The sequence below is a fragment of the Campylobacter sp. BCW_4321 genome (assembly GCF_001763075.1).
Classification (GTDB): Bacteria; Campylobacterota; Campylobacteria; order Campylobacterales; family Campylobacteraceae; genus Campylobacter_D; species Campylobacter_D jejuni.
The window spans coordinates 1-16,999 of the sequence record NZ_MJYA01000066.1 but is presented as its reverse complement, the minus strand read 5'-3'; the positions used below and the strand labels follow the sequence as shown (position 1 = coordinate 16,999).

The following is a 16,999-nucleotide window of genomic DNA, read 5'->3' as shown; positions in this document are numbered from 1 at the left end:
TTTTATCATTCTGCTTTCAAAGCAATCAAAACGCCTTCTATCATTTTCTTAATATCTCCATCAAGGATATTATCCACTTGAGAAAAAGCTTCTCCACTGCGATTGTCTTTGACTTGCTGATAAGGGAAAAGTACATAAGAGCGGATTTGATGCCCCCAGCCTATCTCGCTTTTTTCTCCAGCATTAGCACTATCTTGTTGTTTCATGAGTTCAAGCTCATAAAGGCGAGATTTTAGCATTTTAAAAGCAGTGGCTTTGTTTTTGTGCTGACTTCTGTCATTTTGGCATTGTACAACTATACCAGTTGGAAAATGTGTGATTCTCACAGCTGATTCTGTTTTATTAACATGTTGTCCGCCTGCACCACTTGCTCTGTAATAATCTATTCTTATGTCTTTTTCTTCGATTTCAATTTCTATATCATCATCAAGTTCAGGGCTTACCATAACACTTGAAAAGCTTGTATGACGGCGTCCTGCACTATCAAAAGGAGAAGTTCTTACCAAACGATGAATGCCATTTTCAGCCTTTAAATAACCATAAGCATTTTCGCCTTTAACCAAAAAGCTCACATCTTTAAGCCCTGCTTCTTCGCCTTCTTGAAAGTCTAGAGTTTCGACTTTAAAACCTTCTCTTTCGCAAAATCTTAAATACATTCTATAAAGTATGCTTGCCCAGTCATTACTTTCCGTTCCACCTGCACCTGGGTGAATAGAAACAATGGCATTTTTACCATCATTTTCCCCACTTAAAAGCATGGAAATTTCAAGACTTGTGATGGTATCTTCAAGTTTTGGTGCGTCGTTAAATAAAGCTTCAAGCGTTTCTGTATCGTTTTCACTATTGGCTAGATCGAAAAGTTCGCTTGCGTCATTTAGAGTGTTAAAAGCATTTTCATAGTTTTTAAGTAGATTGGTGATTTTGGTTTTTTCTTTGCCTATGATCCCTGCTTGTTTGACATCACTCCAAAAAGAAGGAGAATTTTCAAGTTCTTCGATTTCTTTAAGCCTTGTTTGGATATTTTCAGGCTTGATGATGGAGGCTATGTTGCCGACTTTGTTTTTTAAAGTTTTTAAAAGTTCGCTAAATTCGTAATTATCCATAAAATTTCTTTGCTATAATTATATTTTTAAAATCAAAAATTATATCAAAAGAAAACTTTAATATAGGAAAAAAATGTCAAAACTTTATCTTATGTCTTTAGGTTGTAATAAAAATTTAGTCGATAGTGAGATCATGCTAGGACGCCTTAGTGCTTATGAGCTTTGCGATGAACCAAGCAAAGCCGATGTTTTAATCGTAAATACCTGTGGTTTTATCGATAGTGCAAAAAAAGAAAGTATTAATGCGATTTTAGATTTGCACGAACAAAGAAAAAAAGATTCTCTTTTGGTGGTTACGGGTTGTTTGATGCAGCGTTACCGCGAAGAACTTATGAAAGAACTTCCTGAGGTTGATCTTTTCACAGGTGTGGGTGATTATGAAAGAATCGATGAAATGATACTTAAAAAAACAAATTTATTTTCCAATTCGACTTATTTGCAAAGTGAAAATTCCAAACGTATTATCACAGGTTCAAATTCCCATGCTTTTATAAAAATCGCCGAAGGTTGTAATCAAAAATGCTCTTTTTGTGCCATCCCAAGTTTTAAAGGCAAGTTAAAATCTCGTGAGATAAGTAGCATTATAGCTGAGCTTAAAGATTTGGTGGCTAGAGGTTATAAGGACTTTTCTTTTATTGCACAAGATACGAGTTCTTATTTGTTTGATAAGGGTGAAAAAGATGGGCTTATACGCTTGATCGATGAGGTAGAAAAAATCAAAGGCATAAGAGCGGCTAGAATTTTATATCTTTATCCTACGAGTGCGAGTGAAGCTTTGATCAAACGCATTATAGCTTCTGAAATTTTTGTAAATTATTTTGATATGCCTTTGCAGCACATAAGTGATAATATGCTTAAAATCATGAAGCGTGGGGCAAATAGCACAAGACTTAAAGAAATGCTAAATTTAATGAAAAGTGCGCCAAATAGTTTTTTACGCACGGGCTTTATCGTAGGACATCCAGGTGAGAGTGAGGCGGATTTTGAAGAGCTTTGTGAGTTTGTTAAAGATTTTGGTTTTGATAGGATAAGCGTTTTTGCGTATTCTAAGGAAGAAGATACGGCCGCTTTTGATATGGAGCAAGTGCCTTTTAAAGTGATTAATAAAAGACTTAAAATCATAGAAAAAATTGTTGATAAAGTGATAGAAAAAAGTTTTGAAAAAGAAGTAGGGCAAAAGTGTTTAGTAGTTTGCACGGGAGAAAGTAGTGAGGGAGAGTTTTTCATTGCAGCTAAAGATTTAAGATGGGATAGAGAGATTGATGGGGAAATTCTTATCAATGAAAGCGAATGTGGAAATCTAGAAATGGGGCAAATTTATGAATGTGAAATTTTACAAAACCTTGATAAAAAGCTCCTTGCTAAGGCTTTAAGAAAAGTAGATGCAAATTAAAGATGAAATTTTAGCCCTTTTAAAAAGGGGTAAAAATTTACTCGCTTTTTCTTATGGAAGTGATTCTAGTGCGCTTTTTTATCTTCTAATACAAGAAAAGATCGACTTTGATCTTGTGATGATAAATTATAAAACTAGAAAAAATAGTGATTTAGAAGAGTTAAAAGCTAAAGAACTTGCTTTGAAATTTCATAAAAAAATTTTTATAAAACACGCTCCTAAATTTCAAAGTAATTTTGAAAAAAAAGCTAGAGATTTTCGCTATGATTTTTTTGAAAAAATTTGTCTTGAGCAAGATTATGATCATCTTATCTTAGCGCATCATTTAAACGATCAATTTGAATGGTTTTTAATGCAACTTTCTCGTGGCGCAGGTTTAGCTGAAATTTTAGGTATGCAAGAGTGTGAAAAACGCTCAAATTATACACTGTTACGCCCTTTACTCTTTATAAGTAAAGATGAAATTTCATCTTTTTTAAAAGAAAAAGATATTTTTTATTTTCATGATGAAAGTAATGAAAATGAAAAATATTTTAGAAATTATATGAGAAAAAATTTTTCTAATGCCTTTGTGAGTGAATTTCATCAGGGTTTAAAAAGAAGCTTTTTTTATCTTGATGAAGATAGGAAAAAACTTTATGATTTTGAAAATATCAAAGAAATTCAAGGACTTCTTATTTGCCCTAAAAATGAAAGCTTGATCGCTAGAGCGGTGAAAATGAAAGGTTTACTTTTAAGTACGGCACAAAGAAAAGAGCTTTTAAAGGGTGATTGTGTTTTAGGTGGTAAAATAGCACTTGTATATAAAAACGAACAAGCTATTGTTTTTGAGTATGAAACTTGTCAAAAATTACCTAAAAATTTTAAAGAAGAGTGCAGAATAGCTAAAATTCCAAAGCTTTTAAGAGCTTATTTATATAATCATAAAATCGATATTTCAAGTCTTAGCTTTTAGTTTTAAAATTCTTTGATAGGCTAAATGTGTGAGAAAAATCACAAAAAACACTTGCAAAAAAAGTCCTAAAAGTGGTACTGATGAGAGTAGATAAAAACAAAGAGTGCTAAATTTAAACTCTAAAGGCGAAAAATCAGAATGAAAATTTTTAAAACTTTCTTTGTCTAAAATCGTGCTTGTAATATCAATCATTAAAAGTTTGTGAAAGAGATAATAAAAGGCAAGATAATATACAAAAATATTGATAAAAGGTAAAAATAAAGTCAAGGTACAAAGCAATAAAATCCCTATAAATTTTATAAATATTTTAAAAAATTTAAAGATAGTTTTTAGGGTTGAAACTTCGTTTGTATTATCATAATGGTAATATTTTTGGTTGATTTCTTTAGCGATAAAAGGGGTAAGAAAAGAAGTGATAAAAAGGGCTAAAAAAACCGAAGCAAAAACAACAATAAAACCTGAAAATAAAAAACTTATGATGGTGATTAAAATTTGCACAAAATGAAGGGCATAAAACCACGCCCAAAACGAATCCTCTCCAACGCTAAATAAAGAATTAAAATAATCCAGCAAAGCTGAAAAGCCAAGTATTCCTAAAAAAAGTATCAGTACAAGGCTAAAAATCAAAGGAATTAAGGCAAATTTTAAAAATTTAAGACTTAAAAAATCTTTGATCGCAAGTTTTAAAATATCCAAATTATGCCTTTTTGTAGCATTCTTCTAGTTTTTTATAAATAGTATCAAAATCAAGCTCTTGTTCTAAAATTTGAGCTAAAACTTCATTGTCTTCTTTGCCATTCCAAGTTTTTTTATAGCTGCCATCTTTGTAGCCATTGTTTTGTCTAAAAATATTTAAAACATTTTTTCCTATGTAGGTTTTATAAAGAATTTCAAGATTAAGCCCGCATTTAATAGCTAGGGTAAAATAGGTTGAAAGTAATTCTCCAAGATTAAATCCAAAGCCACTGCATTTGTGGATAATAAGCTCTATATCATTTAAAATACCATAAATATCGCTTTCGCTAGGATATTCTTCTTCTTTGCAAAAATCCTGAAATACACTCACTGAAATCACTTCATTGGCTATAATTTTAAAATCATTTCCGTTTTTATTGCGATATTCTTCAAGTAAAAGACTTAAGATAAAATGCCAAATATCGACAATCTCTATGCGTACATTTTCCCAATTTGTCGGACTTGAAATGTTTTTCCAATGTTTCCATGCAAAAGAGTCTATAAGTTCTGCACATTCCATATATACACAGCGTCTCCAACTGATCAGTTTTCCTTCTTTGGTATAGCCATTTTCCCAATTTAAGCCATTGGTTTCATCGTTGAGTTTTTGTTGGAGTTTGAGCATATTTTCTAAAATTTCGATATTTGTCATTTAAAAACTCCTTGATAATTTTTAATATTATATGATTTAAGCGTAAAGATTTAAACTATCATCTGTCTTATCTTGATTTTCCTTGGCTTTTTCTTGTTGTTTTTCAAGTTGTTTTTTCATTTGTTCTAAAACTTCATCGAGAAGTTTTTTGCTATCTTCAAGCATAGAAGTGTTGATATCTTTATCATCTGTTTGATTTTGTTTTAGTAAATCACTGAGTTTATTTGTAAAATTATTCATAATAGCATTTTGATGGTTTACATCATTTGGTGTTGGTAGAACATTTGCCATTTGCATAGCTGATTCTATAATTTCTTTTGGCTTTAACTCTCCGACTTTAGAATTTGCTAAAAAGTCTTTGATCATGGGTTCAACTTCTTTCATAGCATTTTTAATTTCATCAAGATCATTTTGTGTGAGTTTAGAGCCTTCAAAAGTAAAGCTAAAGCCATACTGACGCTTAAGATTAAGAGTTTTACCTTCTTCATTATTTGCATAACTTACGTTTTGATTGTCATACATAGAAAGGGCTAAATGTTTGCCACTTTTTGTTGTATAATCCATCGAAAAACTTTGGTTTTTGCTAACATCAATTTGCATTTCTTCCCCTTATATTTATAGTTTAAATTAAAAATCGGTTATTTTTAAAAATATTTTAGTATAATTTTTACAATATGGATGAAAGAATTTTAGAATTTATAAAAAATGAGCAGCTTTTATCTTGGGCTATGATTGATGAAAAAGGTGTTTATACAGCTAGTGCTTTTTATGTTTTTGATGAGAAGAATTTAGCTTTTATTATCGCTTCTCATGAAGATACTAAGCACATAAGATTAGCCAGTGAAAATTCAAGTGTAGCACTTAATATAGCCAAAGAAAATAAAATAGCCTTTTTAAAAGGTGTGCAAGCTAAGGCCGAGTTTAGAATCGCAAACAAGGAACAAATGAAAATTTATTTTTCTAAATTTCCCTTTGCTAAGTTTGATAAAAGTGTAAAAATTTATGCCTTAGAGCTTTTTTGGCTTAAATTTACTAACAATGCTTTAGGACTTAGTAAAAAGCTTGAATTTTACAGAAAGTAATTTTTTATTGTTTTGTTTAAAAAAATGAGTTATGATTATATTTTATGTAAATTGTTAGGTATAGAAAATAAATGTTAAATGTAATTCACGCTTTATTTTTTAGAGAGTTAAAAACTAGATTTGGCGCTAATAGGCATTTGGGTTATCTTTGGGTAGTTGGAGAACCAATGTCAATAACACTTGCCATCACGGTAATTGTCACTATCATAAGAGAATATTATCATCAAGTTATGCCTGAAGGAATTTCTATTTTTATGTTTTTGACTTCAGGTATTATGCCTTATTTTATGTTTAGAAGTATAGTAACTCAACTTATGAATGGTACTCAAGCAAATTTGGCTCTTTTTGCTTATAAACCTGTAAAGCCTATACATGTATTTATTGCTAGAACTTTGCTTGAATTTTGTATTTATTTTGTGATTTTTATCACTGTGCTTTTTTTTGCGGGATGGTTTTTTAGATTTGATGTATTTCCTGTTCATTTACTTGGAGTTTTATTTTGTATTTTTTTACTTATGTGCTCAGCTTTTGCTTTGGGGATTTGTTTTGCTATTATTTGGCATTTTGTAGAGCCTTTAAGAATTTTATTAGCTTATTTTAGCATAGTGTTTTATTGGAGCTCTGGGATTATATTTCCTACTTGGCTTATGCCAAGACCTTTACTTGATATATTTTATTATAATCCTTTGCTTCACATAATGGAGCTTTTAAGATTTAATTTTTTTGAGAATTATCCTTTGCAAGATGAATATAGTTATTTTTATGCTATATTTTGGATTTTACTTGTTTTGTTTATAGGACTTTTTGTCTATTACTATAACAGACAAGCTTTAACGGCGGCAAAAAAAGAATGATAAAGCTAATTAATCTAACTAAATCTTATCCTTTATTTAGCGGTGGAAGGCATTATGTTTTTAAAAATTTTACTTTTGAATTCCCTGAAAATTGTAGTATAGGATTGATGGGAGGTAATGGCGCAGGTAAGTCCACTCTTATGAGACTTTTAAGTGGAGCAGAGCTTCCTGATAGTGGTAAGATAATTACCAATAAAAAATTATCTTGGCCTTTGGGTTTAAATGGAGCTTTTCAAGGTTCTTTAACCGCTAGAGATAATGCTAAATTTGTAGCTAGAGTGTATGGATATAAGGGTAAAGAACTTCAAGAAAAAGTAAAATTCGTAGAAGATTTTGCAGAACTTGGGAAATTTTTTGATGAGCCTATGAAGACTTACTCTTCGGGAATGAGTGCTAGGATAGCTTTTGGACTTAGTATGGCTTTTGATTTTGATTATTATTTGATCGATGAAGCAGGGGCTGTTGGAGATCCTGCTTTTAGGGAAAAAAGCGTGAAATTATATAGGGAAAGATTAAGCAAATCAAAAGTGATTATGGTATCTCATGATGTAGCTGAAATTAAAGAATGGTGTGATAAAATAATTTATATGAAAAATGGACAAATTGCGGTTTATGATGATATAGATGAAGGAATATCTGTATATCAAGGAAAAGCTTAATGGAAGAAAATAAAACTTTATTAGAAAAAATCAAAGATCTAAGCATATTTGATTCTTTTAAAATTGTTTGGTTTATAATGATTTTTGTTGTGATTTATTATACATTGATTGCAGCACCAAGATATGTAAGCACGATGATTTTAGATGTTAGATCAACAAGTGGAGAAAGTGTTCAAACAAGTGGAATCTTGTCTTTGCTTAGTAGTACTTCTACAGCAAGCGAAGATTTAAATTATCTAAAAGGTTATATAGAATCAAGTGATATGTTAAAGATTTTGGATGAAAAAATCAAACTTAAAAATCTTTATCAAGAACAACATATAGATTTACCTTTTAAAATTTGGGATTCAAGTTCGATAGAATCTTATCTTAAATACTATCAAGCAAGAGTTAAGGTTCATACGGATGAAACCACTAAACTTTTAAAAGTTGAAGTAGAGGGTTTTACACCTAAATCAGCTCATTTGATTGCTCAAACTATTATGCAAGAAAGCGAAAAGTTTATCAATGAAATTTCTCATAAAGCAGCTAGGGAACAAATGGCTTTTGCTGAAAATGAAGTACAAAAATACAAAGAACGTTATCAAAAAGCACAAAATGATTTGATTGCTTTTCAAAATAAATATGGAGTTTTTAATCCTTTAAAGCAAGCTGAAACCAAAGCAAGCTTGGTTGCGCAAATTGAGGCTAATTTAGCTCAAAAAGAAGCTAAACTTTTAACTTTACAAAGCTATATGAACGATGCAGCACCTGAAGTAGTGGCACTTAAAGCAGAAATTGAAGCAATCAAAAAACAACTTTTAAGGGAAAAATCTAAAATTTCAGCTAACAATTCTTCTCAAAAGCTTAATGATTTGGCTGCTAAATTTCAGGATTTAACTATAGAAGCTACTTTTGCGCAAAAAGCTTATGAAGCAGCTTTAAAAGCTTATGAAAGTGCTAGAATAGAAGCATTAAGAAAAATAAAACAACTTGTTATCATTCAAAGTCCAGATATTCCAGAAAGCGCAAAATATCCTGAAAGAATTTATGATATTTTAACAGCATTTATTGTATTATCTTTGATTTTTGGGATTGTTAAATTTATTAAAATGATAATAGAGGAGCATAAGTATTAAAATGAAAAAAATATTAATTTTATTTTTTAGTTGTATTTTATGTTTTGGAGCTGTAGATGTTTCACAAATCATTTCAGCGGAAGATCAAGGTTCTATTACAACTAGTATAGATCAAAATTTAAGCTCAAATTATGATATAGCAAATAAAGAAAATAATCTTACAAAAATTCATCAAATTTTAGTATTTGGTGCTCATCTTTTTAATGGAAATTTTAAAAATTACAATCAAAGAGTTTATAACCCAGATTATAAGATCGCAGTTGGTGATCAAATCAGTCTTAAAATTTGGGGAGCTGTTGAGTTTTCGCAAGTTTTAGTGGTGGATTCTCAAGGAAATATTTTTATCCCTAAAGTAGGAGCCGTAAATTTACTAGGTGTGAAAAATAGTGCTCTTGTAAGTGTTATAAAAGCACGTGTTAATAAAATCTATAAAAGCAATGTTTTTGTTTATGCAGATATGAATGCTTATCAAAATGTCAGTGTTTTTGTAACAGGAAGTGTTAATGCTCCAGGACTTTATCAAGGACTTAGTTCGGATTCAGTAATACAGTATCTTGATAAAGCAGGGGGTATAAATTTAGAATATGGAAGTTTTAGAGATATTCAAATTTTGCGCAATAACAGCGTGATAAAAAATATAGATTTATATGATTTTTTACTAAAGGGGCAAATGGATCTTTTTCCTTTTAGAAGCGGAGATGTTATCTTAGTGGGAAATGTTCAAAATTACGCTTTTGTTAACGGTGATGTGCAAAAACCTTTTCGTTTTGAACTTTCTAATGATATTAAAACTTTAGCTGACTTAGCTAGAGTATCAGGTGCTAAACCTATCGTGACTAATGCTATCGTAAAAAGTTATGGTGAAGATCATAAACTTGATGTCAGTGCTTATAATAAAATGCAATTTTCAAAAGTTTTGCTTAGAACGGGAGATGAGGTAGAATTTCGCCCTGAGTATGTTTCTGAAAATATAACTATAAGTATAAATGGTGAGCATAATGGTTTAAAAACTTTGGTTGTGGGTAAAGGAACGACTTTAGAAGATATTTCTAAACTAATCAAAGCTAATCCGCAATCAAACATGCAAGCTTTGCAAGTATTTAGAAAAAGTGTAGCTAGAACTCAAAAAGAACTTATCAATGCTCAGCTTAAAGAGCTTGAAACTCTAGCTTTAACTAGTAGTTCTGTTACATCTCAAGGTGCAGCTATAAGAGCTCAACAAGCAAAAACGATTTTAGAATTTATCCAAAGAGCTAAGCAAGTGCAACCAAAAGGCCAAATTGTCATCGATAATCCAAAATCTTATAATTCGGTTATTTTAGAAGATGGTGATACTATTAATGTACCAAGTAAGAATAATCTTGTCATAGTTCAAGGCGAGGTTTCTTTACCTGGGGCTTTTGTGTATGATAAGGGTAAAGATTTAAGATATTATATCAATCTTGCAGGAGGTTATGGAGAAAGAGCGGATACTTCAAAAGTTTTGGTGATACGAAGCAATGGAAAAGCTGAAAAATATCATAGCGGTATAGATATGAAACCAGGCGATTCTGTGTTGGTATTGCCAAAAGTGGATAGTGAGAATTTGCAAATTTTTTCAATGTTAACTCAAATTCTTTATCAAATTGCTATCGCAACCAATGTTGTGCTTAATCTTTAAGGTTTAAAAATGAATACTCTTGAAATAGCTAAAGAAGTTTTTGAAAAAGAAGCGCAAGCTATTTTGGATTTGACTAAAAACTTAGATGAAAATTTTAATCAAGCTGTGAATTTGATGCTAAATACCAAAGGGCGTTGTATAGTCAGTGGTATGGGTAAATCAGGCCATATAGGTGCTAAGATAGCAGCTACTCTAGCAAGTACAGGAACGCCAAGCTTTTTCATCCATCCAGGAGAGGCTTTGCATGGAGATCTTGGAATGTTAACTTCCGAAGATGTTTTAATTGCTATTTCAAATTCAGGAGAAACTGAAGAAATTTTAAAAATCATTCCAGCCATAAAAAAGCGTAAAATTCCACTTATAGTAATGTGTGGTAAAAAAAATTCTACCCTTGTAAAGCAAAGCGATATATTTTTAAATATAGCTGTGGAAAAGGAAGCTTGTCCTTTACAGCTTGCTCCTATGTCTTCGACAACGGCAACTTTGGTTATGGGGGATGCTTTAGCGGCTGCTTTGATGAAGGTAAGAAATTTCAAGCCCGATGATTTTGCCCTTTTTCATCCAGGGGGAAGTTTGGGACGTAAGCTTTTAACCAAGGTAAAAGATCTTATGGTTTCAAGTAACCTTCCTATAGTGCATCCTGATACCGAATTTAATGATCTTGTTGATGTGATGACTAGTGGAAAGCTAGGGCTTTGTGTGGTGCTTGAAAATGAAAAATTGGTTGGCATTATTACCGATGGAGATTTGCGTCGTGCTTTAAAGGCAAGTGATAAGCCAAGATTTGATTTTAAAGCTAAAGAAATCATGAGCACTAATCCTAAAGTAGTCGATGCTGATGCTATGGCAAGTGAAGCAGAAGAAATCATGCTAAAACATAAAATTAAAGAAATTATAGTAGGGAAAGAAGAAAAAGTTGTAGGGATTATCCAACTTTATGCTATAGGAAATGTTTAATGGCTCTTTTATCTGTTATTATCCCTTTTGGCTTAAGTAAGGAGCGTCCTTATATAGAAGAAAGGGTTGTTAAAAAGGCTAAATCTTTTCAAAGCGATGAGAATATAGAATTTATTTTCGTTGAAGGGTATTCATCTAAAGATCACGAGCTTAAAAATTTTATCCAAGCAAACCATCATATTTATCTTAAAGATATGGATCAAAAAGCTTTTTCTCAAGGAAGATGTAGGAATTTAGGAGCAAGTTATGCGCATTCAAATGTTCTTTTGTTTTTGGATGTGGATTGTTATATTTCTTTGGATAATTTTGAAAAAATTTTAAAACTAATTCAAATTAAAAATATTTCTCAAAATATCAATGCTTTGATAGTTTTACCCGTAGTGTATCTTAGTAAAGAAGCTAATGAAAAATTAAAACAATACGATGATAAATTTTGGGATATTTTAATACAAGAGGATTTATTTACAGCAAAAAATACTTGGGTAAAATTTTTTTCCCCAAGTTCTACTTCAAGTATCGTGATAAATAAACATCAGTTTTTAAGATTGGGCGGAAATGATGAAAATTTTATCGGACATGGTTATGAAGATTTTGATCTTTTTGCTAGAATTTTAAAAACTTGTGTGAGTTTTGAAAAAATGCCTGTTAATTTAAGCTATGATGCTAGAAATTGGAATTTTTTTGACTTTAAAGGTTTTAGATCTTGGTTTTCATTACTTGGTTATGAGGCTTGTTTTTATGGAATTTATATGTATCATTTTTATCATATAGAACCCAATCAAAATGCTTATATGCAAAATAAAGATAAGAATCATCAGCTTTTTTATAAGCATTTAAAAAATATCAAAAAACACGATTTAAAACCTTTGCAAGTTTTTAAAGCCAAAGGTGAAAAAGTTTTAATGCTTTTTAAAGATCAAAATTATGATTTTAAGGATATTAGTGTTTATGTGGGAGAAATCATTTATAAAAATATAAGTGATTTTTTTATAGCTAAGGAGTTAAAATATGAACTTTTGTTGGATTTTTTACAACAAGAAAAAATCACTAAAATATTTTTGGATGCAAGTATAAAAGAAGAAATTGATGGTATAGATTATTGTGATATTTTTTATTTTCAAAAAGGAATTTTACCTCATTCTTGGTTTTTTGCAAAAAATTTAGATTTAGATTATAAACAAGATTTAATTTTAAGCGAGCAAAAACTTTATCAAGTGAAAGAATATTTCTTAACTTTAAAGGAGGATAAAAAAAAAGTTATCTTGGATTTTTTAAGCCAAAATAATAATGATAAGTGTGATTTGTATGAAATGCTTTATTATTTGATTAACGAAGTTTATAGTTTTGAGCATGATGGGATTTTTTATCAAATCATCATTGATAAAGAAAAAATGCTGATGGCGCAAAAACATGATAAAAGCTTTTATCCTTTAAGATCTTTTGTTTATAAACCTTATTTGTATGAGCTTAAGAGTATAAGACCTTTTTCATTTTTGATGAAAATTTTAGGTTTAGAGTATCTTGGCGCTATGATTTCACATACTAAATTTTATCGTTTGGCAAGAAAATTGTTTTTTAATCCTAAGGGGTTTTTTGAGGATTTGAGAGCTAAAAATGCTAGAAATTGATATGTTGTTAAAAACAAAGTATAAAAAAAATATATCTTTCTTCTTTAAAAGTTTGTTAATTTCCTTAGAAAATTTTCTAAAACAATTTAAACCTAAAAAATACAAAGCCTATAATAAATATATCATAGTTTCAGCGGTTTATAATGTGGAAAAATATTTAGATGATTTTTTTAAGTCTATAATTAATCAAAGATTGGATTTTAAAAGTAATATTTATCTAATTTGTGTTGATGATGGCTCTACTGATAATTCAGCTAATATCATTAAAAAATATCAAAATAAACACCCAAAAAATATTATCTATTTATACAAAAAAAATGGTGGTCAAGCAAGTGCGAGGAATTTAGGTTTAAAATATTTAAAAGAAAATGATTTAAATATTCCTTGGGTAACCTTTACTGACCCTGATGATTTTTTAGATAGGGATTATTTTTATGAGGTAGATAGTTTTTTAAAAAAACAAAATAATATAGTTATGGTGGCTACAAATATTATTTTTTATAGAGAAAAAAGAAAGATTTTATATAAAGATACTCATGCTTTAAATTTTAAATTCAAAAGAAAAAAAAGTGTTTATGATAATATAAAATTAAATGAAAATATTCAACTTTCAGCTGCATCATGTTTTCTAAGATGTGATTATCTTAAAGATACTTTTTTTGATGAAAATTTGACTTTAAATTTTGAAGATGGAAAATTTATTAATACTTATTTATTTAAAAATTTAAATCTAAAATCTATATTTTTAAAAAATGCAAGATATTTTTATAGAAAAAGATTTGATAAAAGTTCCACTTTGGATAAAAAAAATGAAAATAAATTTGACTATTTGGAAATTTTAGAAAAAGGATATTTGGAACTTTTAAATTTCGTAGCAAAGCAAGATAAAATTCCTATTTTCATACAAAATGTTATTTTGTATGAATTATTTTGGCAGGTGCAAGAACTGATTAATCATCCTGAAAAATTATCTTTTATAAATCAAGCTAAAATTCATAAATATCTTGATTTACTTGATCAAATTTGTTATTTTATTGATAATGAAAATATAATAAAATTTAATTTCAATTCTTTTTTGTTTTTACACAAAATGGGATTTTTGCATTGTTTTAAAAAAGAAAAAGTACTTATAGATAAAGTTTTTATTGAACAAATGGATGATAAAAATGATGAAATTTTGATTAAATTTTATACAGCAGATGTTAATGATGAAATTAAAATGCTTTTTGATGATAGGTTGGCTAAAATCACTTGTTCAAAAATCAGACAATATGATTTTTTAAACCGAGTTTTTATCTATGAAAGAAGAATTTGGCTTAAATTTTTTATAGATGCTAAAAATATGATTTGTTTTATTAACGATAAAAAGGTTGATATAATCTATCAAGAAAAAAGATGTACTTTTTATGATATTTCTTATGAGATTAAAAAGTTAAAAAAAAGAAGGGCTAAAAATAAATCATTATGGCTTTTTGCTGATATGCCCTTTAGGGCTGATGATAATGCTGAACATTTATATCGCTATGTTATGAAAAATCATCCTGAGAAAAATATCGTCTTTGTCCTTAGAAAAAATTCTCATGATTATAAAAGACTAAAAAAAGAAGGTTTTAAATTGGTTGATCCAAAAAGTTTTAAATTTAAATATTTGGTTTTTAAGGCTGATAAACTCATTTCATCACATATTGATAGGTATTTTTTTGAAGCCTTGGGAGAAAATACTTTAAAGACTAAAGATTTCATATTTTTACAACATGGGATCACAAAAGATGATTTATCTTCTTGGTTGAATCAAAGAAAAATTGATTTATTTATTACTGGAATGCAAGATGAGTATAATTCTATAGTAGGAGATTTTAATCGTTATAAATTTACTCCCAAAGAGGTAAAATTAACAGGATTTCCTAGATGGGATGCTTTACTTAAAAACAATAAAATAAACACTAAACAAATTCTTATTATGCCTACTTGGAGAGAATATATAGTAGGTTCTTATAGTAAAAAATTAATGAAAAGAAGATTTAATCCAAAATTTTATGAAAGTGAGTATTTTTATAGATGGGGTTCTTTTTTATACAGTAAAAAATTACAAGAATTATATGAAAAATATGATTATAAAATAGTTTTTAATCCTCATCCACAAATTAGACCTTATGTGGAAGGTTTTGATTTACCAAATTATATTATAATACCTTCTATTGAAATAAGTATGCAAAAGCTTTTTTGTGAATCATCTTTAATGATAACGGATTATTCAAGTGTGGCTTTTGAGATGGCTGTTTTAAAAAAGCCTGTGATTTATTATCAATTTGATAAAGATGAGTTATTTACAAAACATACTTATGCTCAAGGCTATTTTAACTATAACAAAGATGGATTTGGAACTGTAGTTTTAGATATAGATAATCTATTATATGAATTAAAAATGAAGCTGCAAAACTATAATAGTTTTAAAAATAATTTTTTAATCCCTAAGGCAAATTCTTTAGAAAAAGTTTTGCAAACAATTTTATCCATCTAACTCCTTACACATTTTTTCAAATTCTTGATAATACTTCCAAGAAGCTACTATATCTGGACGATGTTGTTTGATGTGGATTAGTTCTTTATCTAGAATTTTCTTTAATTCTATTCTTGATTCACAATCTTGCTTAAGATATTCCAATATATTCATTTCATTGATTTTTTTACTTTGTTCATTTTCAACTTTTTTTTCTAACTCGATTAAAAACAAAGATAAATATTCTTGACATTGATTAAATATTTTATGATTTTTAGATAATTTATTAAAGTGTTTCTGAGTGATGTATAAAGCTATATTTTTATTTTTTAATTTTTTATCAAAGATTTTGTTTGTAATATCAATAAAATTTCCCACAGTTCTATTTTTAGTAGTTATAATAATTTGAATTTTTTTGTTACCAATTGGTATATCAAGAGTTTTGGGAAGTATAAAATCAAAAATACCAGTCATTCTTGTCTGGAATACAATTAAATTTTTTATATCAGGTTGTGAAAAATTAAATTTTTTTGCAAGTTTTTTCATTGTATTGAATGCATTTTTTAAATTAATTTCTTCCATATCTATATAAGATACATTGCATCGATTTAGCAAATGTATAAAATGTTTTTGAACCCAAAATAACTTCTCATGATCTTCAAAAATATATTTTTTACATAATTGGATAGAAATTATATCTAAACCATTAGCGTAGCAGACACAATCTAAAACTTTTAAAGGATTATCTTCAAGTGAAATATTATGAATAAAACGATCATTTTTTGGATAAGCGTGGTTAATATAAGCTTTCATTCTGGATAACGGATCTCTTGTTAAATATAATGTAGGTTTTAAGGATAAAGTATCAAAAAAATAATTTCCTTTTATCCAAAAATTTCCATAAAGTGCCAAAGCATTTTTTGTTTTTGATTGTTCGTAAATTACATGATACATCTCTTTTGTAGTTTGTCTAAAATAGTAGCTTATTAGGTTAATATTGCACTCATATAAAAATCTTTCCATTGCTAAATGCCCAGAACCTGGATCATGCATAAACACAAACTTATACCCATCAGGTAAGGGTAAATTCATATCCCATGCAAGTTCAGCAGGTATGTTATGATAATTGATTTTTTCATTTTCATCATTTAGTTTCTTAGGATCAAGTAAAGAAGGGTAAGGATGATTTCCTTTTTTATATCTTTCATTAAAATCATCTGATAACAACCATTCTTCTATAAGATCAAAATTTTGTATAAAATAATTAAAATTGTGAAAGATATTATCTAATATTGTTTTATAGTCTTGATGAATTTTTAATATATTTTTTATTCTTAGAAATTTTTTTAAAAATAATTGTTTATTATCTATCAATCCTTCAAGGATGCTAGAGCTAATCTGATCGAATTCTTTAAAAATTTCTCTAAAAATTTGGAATTCTTTTTTAGCTTTTTCAATATCATTTTTTAGTTTAAATCCACTTCCTTTATACCAGGTTTTATCAGCCTTGATTAAAACTTCACCTAGCATATAGGATAAATGAAATTTATATCTTAAAGCTTGCTCATAATCACTGCATGTTTCTAAACTTGGATATTTGAGTTGAGGAAAAACTTGTATGCTTTGTTGATAAATTTTTTGTTCTTTTTTGTGTTGTTTTTTAATTTTATAAAGTTTTTTAAATAATGTTATGTACCCCCCCC

General features: G+C 28.7%; 15 protein-coding genes and 1 pseudogene. 10 read left to right on the top strand and 6 right to left on the bottom strand.

The window, feature by feature from the left end; translation table 11 throughout:
• Positions 1-5: 5 nt before the first annotated feature.
• A complete protein-coding gene (prfB, locus tag AJN58_RS09135; RefSeq protein ID WP_044779297.1) occupies positions 6-1,103 on the bottom strand; it encodes a peptide chain release factor 2 in 1,098 nt (365 codons plus the stop codon).
• Positions 1,104-1,176: 73 nt separating this feature from the next.
• Here prfB and rimO point away from each other — a divergent pair, with 73 nt between their 5' ends.
• Positions 1,177-2,496 (top strand): 30S ribosomal protein S12 methylthiotransferase RimO, encoded by a 1,320-nt coding sequence (gene rimO, locus AJN58_RS09130; protein ID WP_044779296.1) that lies wholly within the window; start codon positions 1,177-1,179, stop codon positions 2,494-2,496.
• A complete protein-coding gene (tilS, locus tag AJN58_RS09125; RefSeq protein ID WP_044779294.1) occupies positions 2,486-3,451 on the top strand; it encodes a tRNA lysidine(34) synthetase TilS in 966 nt (321 codons plus the stop codon). The genes rimO and tilS overlap by 11 nt, the downstream gene beginning before the upstream one ends.
• Here the strand turns inward: tilS and AJN58_RS09120 are convergent.
• Genes AJN58_RS09120 through ciaI form a run of 3 tightly spaced genes read right to left on the bottom strand, consistent with a single transcriptional unit; the run spans position 3,434 to position 5,438 of the window.
• Entirely contained in the window at positions 3,434-4,147 is a 714-nt protein-coding gene (locus AJN58_RS09120) for an EI24 domain-containing protein (protein WP_044779293.1), read from the bottom strand. The two genes, tilS and AJN58_RS09120, sit on opposite strands and share 18 nt — an antisense overlap.
• Position 4,148: 1 nt before the next feature.
• Positions 4,149-4,838 (bottom strand): dUTPase, encoded by a 690-nt coding sequence (gene dut / locus AJN58_RS09115; RefSeq protein WP_044779292.1) that lies wholly within the window; start codon positions 4,836-4,838, stop codon positions 4,149-4,151.
• Positions 4,839-4,874: 36 nt separating this feature from the next.
• Positions 4,875-5,438: an intracellular survival protein CiaI gene (ciaI, locus tag AJN58_RS09110; RefSeq protein WP_044779291.1), complete on the bottom strand. Its 564-nt coding sequence runs from the start codon at positions 5,436-5,438 to the stop codon at positions 4,875-4,877.
• Between the two features lie 74 nt (positions 5,439-5,512).
• Between ciaI and AJN58_RS09105 the strand changes: the two genes are divergently transcribed.
• From AJN58_RS09105 to AJN58_RS09070, 8 genes are all read left to right on the top strand, one after another.
• Positions 5,513-5,920, top strand: coding sequence for a hypothetical protein (locus tag AJN58_RS09105; protein WP_044779290.1), 408 nt, complete (start codon positions 5,513-5,515; stop codon positions 5,918-5,920).
• Positions 5,921-5,991: 71 nt separating this feature from the next.
• Positions 5,992-6,774: an ABC transporter permease gene (locus tag AJN58_RS09100; protein WP_044779289.1), complete on the top strand. Its 783-nt coding sequence runs from the start codon at positions 5,992-5,994 to the stop codon at positions 6,772-6,774.
• Positions 6,771-7,433 carry an ABC transporter ATP-binding protein gene (locus AJN58_RS09095; protein WP_044779288.1) on the top strand — a complete coding sequence of 221 codons (663 nt, stop codon included), beginning with the start codon at positions 6,771-6,773 and terminating at the stop codon, positions 7,431-7,433. Before AJN58_RS09100 ends, AJN58_RS09095 begins: the two co-directional genes overlap by 4 nt.
• Positions 7,433-8,551 (top strand): capsule biosynthesis protein, encoded by a 1,119-nt coding sequence (locus AJN58_RS09090; protein WP_044779287.1) that lies wholly within the window; start codon positions 7,433-7,435, stop codon positions 8,549-8,551. The genes AJN58_RS09095 and AJN58_RS09090 overlap by 1 nt, the downstream gene beginning before the upstream one ends.
• Before the next feature lies 1 nt (position 8,552).
• A complete protein-coding gene (locus AJN58_RS09085) occupies positions 8,553-10,211 on the top strand; it encodes a polysaccharide biosynthesis/export family protein (protein WP_044779286.1) in 1,659 nt (552 codons plus the stop codon).
• Positions 10,212-10,220: 9 nt separating this feature from the next.
• Positions 10,221-11,168, top strand: a complete 948-nt coding sequence (locus AJN58_RS09080) for an SIS domain-containing protein (RefSeq protein WP_044779285.1) — start codon at positions 10,221-10,223, stop codon at positions 11,166-11,168.
• Positions 11,168-12,796, top strand: a complete 1,629-nt coding sequence (locus AJN58_RS09075) for a glycosyltransferase (protein ID WP_002870911.1) — start codon at positions 11,168-11,170, stop codon at positions 12,794-12,796. The genes AJN58_RS09080 and AJN58_RS09075 overlap by 1 nt, the downstream gene beginning before the upstream one ends.
• A 1-nt stretch (position 12,797) precedes the next feature.
• Complete coding sequence (locus tag AJN58_RS09070; RefSeq protein WP_044779303.1) at positions 12,798-15,317, top strand: CDP-glycerol glycerophosphotransferase family protein; 2,520 nt, start codon at positions 12,798-12,800, stop codon at positions 15,315-15,317.
• Here AJN58_RS09070 and AJN58_RS10605 read toward each other — a convergent pair.
• Complete coding sequence (locus AJN58_RS10605; RefSeq protein WP_410002401.1) at positions 15,306-15,842, bottom strand: DUF2972 domain-containing protein; 537 nt, start codon at positions 15,840-15,842, stop codon at positions 15,306-15,308. The two genes, AJN58_RS09070 and AJN58_RS10605, sit on opposite strands and share 12 nt — an antisense overlap.
• 518 nt (positions 15,843-16,360) lie before the next feature.
• Positions 16,361-16,999, bottom strand: a pseudogene (locus tag AJN58_RS10600) (sugar transferase); the annotation flags it as partial.

Bases quoted from the DNA above. Each gene is read 5' to 3' on its own strand.
- prfB (WP_044779297.1), bottom strand. From the start codon at position 1,103: ATGGATAATTACGAATTTAGCGAACTTTTAAAAACTTTAAAAAACAAA.
- rimO (WP_044779296.1), top strand. From the start codon at position 1,177: ATGTCAAAACTTTATCTTATGTCTTTAGGTTGTAATAAAAATTTAGTC.
- tilS (WP_044779294.1), top strand. From the start codon at position 2,486: ATGCAAATTAAAGATGAAATTTTAGCCCTTTTAAAAAGGGGTAAAAAT.
- dut (WP_044779292.1), bottom strand. From the start codon at position 4,838: ATGACAAATATCGAAATTTTAGAAAATATGCTCAAACTCCAACAAAAA.
- ciaI (WP_044779291.1), bottom strand. From the start codon at position 5,438: ATGCAAATTGATGTTAGCAAAAACCAAAGTTTTTCGATGGATTATACA.
- AJN58_RS09105 (WP_044779290.1), top strand. From the start codon at position 5,513: ATGGATGAAAGAATTTTAGAATTTATAAAAAATGAGCAGCTTTTATCT.
- AJN58_RS09100 (WP_044779289.1), top strand. From the start codon at position 5,992: ATGTTAAATGTAATTCACGCTTTATTTTTTAGAGAGTTAAAAACTAGA.
- AJN58_RS09095 (WP_044779288.1), top strand. From the start codon at position 6,771: ATGATAAAGCTAATTAATCTAACTAAATCTTATCCTTTATTTAGCGGT.
- AJN58_RS09090 (WP_044779287.1), top strand. From the start codon at position 7,433: ATGGAAGAAAATAAAACTTTATTAGAAAAAATCAAAGATCTAAGCATA.
- AJN58_RS09085 (WP_044779286.1), top strand. From the start codon at position 8,553: ATGAAAAAAATATTAATTTTATTTTTTAGTTGTATTTTATGTTTTGGA.
- AJN58_RS09080 (WP_044779285.1), top strand. From the start codon at position 10,221: ATGAATACTCTTGAAATAGCTAAAGAAGTTTTTGAAAAAGAAGCGCAA.
- AJN58_RS09075 (WP_002870911.1), top strand. From the start codon at position 11,168: ATGGCTCTTTTATCTGTTATTATCCCTTTTGGCTTAAGTAAGGAGCGT.
- AJN58_RS09070 (WP_044779303.1), top strand. From the start codon at position 12,798: ATGTTGTTAAAAACAAAGTATAAAAAAAATATATCTTTCTTCTTTAAA.
- AJN58_RS10605 (WP_410002401.1), bottom strand. From the start codon at position 15,842: ATGAAAAAACTTGCAAAAAAATTTAATTTTTCACAACCTGATATAAAA.